Annotated in this window: 1 protein-coding gene; it reads right to left on the reverse strand. The window is 32.2% G+C overall.

Annotation, left to right across the window (positions count from 1 at the left end):
* Positions 1–103: 103 nt before the first annotated feature.
* On the reverse strand, positions 104–2,731 hold the full coding sequence (gene adhE / locus HMPREF1552_RS00285) for a bifunctional acetaldehyde-CoA/alcohol dehydrogenase (RefSeq protein ID WP_021743017.1): 2,628 nt from the start codon (positions 2,729–2,731) through the stop codon (positions 104–106).
* Positions 2,732–3,458 lie beyond the last annotated feature (727 nt).

A 3,458-nucleotide genomic window follows, 5' to 3' on the forward strand; every position in this document is an offset into this window, starting at 1 on the left:
AAAAATTTTTACACGAAATTAGTTTTAAAAAAAAATTTGGTAAAATGTTGCAATTTATGATAATTTTTAGCAGTTCAATTTTAAATAGACTTGGAAACATAGATTAAAAACCTAAAATTTTACCAACTCTTTCTTTTTCATTTTCCCATTCTTTTCCGTAGTAAGCTTTCAAGTAAATTTCTCTTAATTCTTCCATTAGCGGGTATCTTGGGTTAGCTGGAGTACATTGGTCATCGAAAGCATCTAGCGACATTTCATCTACAGCTTCCAAGAAGTCTTTTTCAGGCACTCCCCATTCTTTAATGCTTGCTGGAATTCCTATTTTTCTATTTAATTCATTAATTCCTTTAATTAAATTTTCTACTTTTTCTTCTTTAGTATTTCCGCCAAATCCTAGATAATCGTTCATTTCAGCGTATCTTTGCATTGCATCAGGGTATCTGTATTGAGGGAATAATCCCATCTTTGTTGGAGCCTCAGCTGCGTTGAAACGGATAACCTCTTCAAGAAGCATAGCATTTGCAATACCGTGTGGAACGTGGAATTTTCCTCCAAGTTTGTGTGCAAGCGAGTGATTTATTCCTAAGAATGCATTTGCGAAAGCCATTCCTGCAAGACATGAAGCATTTGCCATTTTTTCTTTTGCTTTAATTGCTTTTGAACCTAATTCTACTGATTCTGGCAAGTATTTGAATACAAGTCTAGCTGCTTCTTTTGAATAAGGTTTTGTGTATTCTGTCGCCATAACTGAAACATAAGACTCAAGAGCATGTGTGAATACATCAATTCCAGAAGCTACTGTAAGTCCTTTTGGCATTGTAAGCATAAGTTCAGGATCGTTAATTGCTACGTTCGGTGTCAATGCGTAATCTGCAAGAGGGTATTTGATTCCAGTTTCATCATCTGTAATTACAGAAAATGGAGTTACTTCCGAACCAGTTCCAGCCGATGTTGCTACTGCAATAAATTTAGCTTTTTTACCCATTTCAGGGAATTCAACAATTCTCTTTCTAATATCCATAAATCTCATTGCCAAATCTCTAAATCGAAGTTCTGGATGTTCATACAATACCCACATAATTTTAGCGGCATCCATTGCAGAACCTCCACCAAGAGCAATAACGACATCAGGATTATATTCAAGCATTGCTTTTGCTCCAGCCTGAGCTGAACTTAATGTTGGATCCTCTTTTACTTCTGAGAATATTCTATAATCGATATGTATGCTGTCAAGCACTTTTGTAATATGTTCTGTGTATCCTAATTCAGCCAATACTTTATCCGTTACGATAAATGCTTTTTTGTGGCTTCCTTTCAACTCTTCTAAAGCTGTTGGAAGCGATCCATATTTAAAATAAATTTTTTCAGGAACTTTAAACCATAACATATTTTCTCTTCTTTCTGCAATTGTTTTTACGTTTAATAAGTGTTTTACTCCTACATTTTCTGACACAGAATTTCCTCCCCACGAACCGCATCCAAGTGTTAATGACGGTTCTAATTTAAAGTTGAATACATCTCCGATTGCTCCAAGTGATGCTGGCATATTGATTAATGTACGTCCTGTTTTCATCAGTCTTCCAAATTTATCTATTTTTTCTTTTTCTGCTAAATTAATGTATAGTGATGAAGTATGTCCCAATCCTCCAAGTCTTACTAACTCATCAGCTATCTTAAGTCCATCTTCAAAATCTTCCGATTTGTACATTGCAAGTACAGGTGATAATTTTTCGTGTGCAAATGGTTCTTCAATTCCAGTAGACTCAACTTCCCCAATTAACACTTTTGAACTTTTTGGAATTTCAAACCCTGCCATACCTGCAATAATATATGCACTTTTTCCAACTATATCGGCGTTTAGATTTCCATTTATAAATAATATTTCTCTTACTTTATTTAGTTCTTCGTCGTTAAGGATATAGGCTCCCCTGTTCAAAAATTCAGCTCTGACTTTATCATAAATCTCTTTATCTATAATTACAGATTGCTCTGTTGCACAAATTACTCCATTATCAAATGTTTTAGACATCAAAATATAATTTGCAGTCATTTTTATATCTGCTGATTTATCAATTACAACTGGCGTATTTCCAGCTCCAACTCCAATTGCAGGAGTTCCTGATGAATAAGCAGATTTAACCATTCCTGGTCCACCTGTCGCAAGTATTAAGTCAGCACTTGCCATAAGTTCTCTTGATAGTTCTACGCTTGGTTCGTCAATCCATCCAATTATATCTTTTGGCGCTCCGTATTTTACTGCTGTTTCCAAAGCAATTTTAGCTGTTTCAATAGTTGCTTGCTTTGCTCTTGGGTGCGGTGAAAATATTATTGCATTTCTTGTTTTTAATGATATTAGTGTTTTGAACATTGCTGTTGAAGTTGGATTTGTTGTTGGTACAATACCTGCAATAATCCCTATTGGAGTTGCAATTTTTTTAACTCCGTAAGATCTGTCATCTTCCAACACTCCACAAGTTTTTTCGTCTTTATATTTGTTGTAAATGTATTCAGAAGCAAAGTGATTCTTAATAACCTTATCTTCCACGATTCCCATTCCAGTTTCTGCTACTGCCAAATTTGCCAAAGTAATTCTTTCATCATTCATTTTTTGAGCCACTTTTCTAAAAATTTTGTCGACTCTTTCCTGATCAAATGTTGCAAATTCTTCCTGAGCTTTTCTAACTCTTTGAATAAGTTCCTTTAAACTTTCTAAATCCTTAACTACTGCCATTTTTCCTCCTATAAATAAAGCATATATTTTGTTACATTCCTTATAAATTATATAATACTCTATTTTATCAAAAAACTCAAGTGTTTTTTTTCACTTTCTCATTATAATTTATATTTGTATAACAAAGTTTATATCAAAAACTAAAAAAATCCAAAATTTACAAATACATAGAAATGTAGTATAATAATCAATATACGTAATAAAATAGGCTTTGTAAACCAAAATAAATATAGAAAAAAAACACTTAAAAATCATCCAAGTTTTAGAATATGTTCCAATTTATAGAAATATGTTGAGAAAAGAGCACAAATTAAGATTGAGAGGTATATATCACAATGAATAAGGGGCTGTCTCAAAAAGATTAAAATTTTGAGTTCAGCTTCTTTTTTGTCTAAAAAAAAACCGAGATAAAATCTCGGCAAAATGGTATAATTGAATTATGACAAATAACAATAACCATTCAACTAATTGTACTACATTTTTTCCAAATTATCAATTATTTTTGCCTATGGACACGACAAACGCATGAATATTTTAAACTATTTCTTTATATTTATCCATTTTTTTAACAACAGCATTTCTATATATCAAAAAATAATTTTAAATATCTTCTTATATCTAATGATATGATATATCTTTTTATCCTTCTGCTAAATTTCTTTCTGAACGGAAGTTCTTCCAGTATTGAGATTACTAATTTCCTTAGAATATTTAAGTTTCTTGCCGC

This window comes from Leptotrichia sp. oral taxon 879 str. F0557, from assembly GCF_000469385.1.
Lineage (GTDB): Bacteria > Fusobacteriota > Fusobacteriia > Fusobacteriales > Leptotrichiaceae > Leptotrichia > Leptotrichia mesophila.

Bases quoted from the DNA above. Each gene is read 5' to 3' on its own strand.
- adhE (WP_021743017.1), bottom strand. From the start codon at position 2,731: ATGGCAGTAGTTAAGGATTTAGAAAGTTTAAAGGAACTTATTCAAAGA.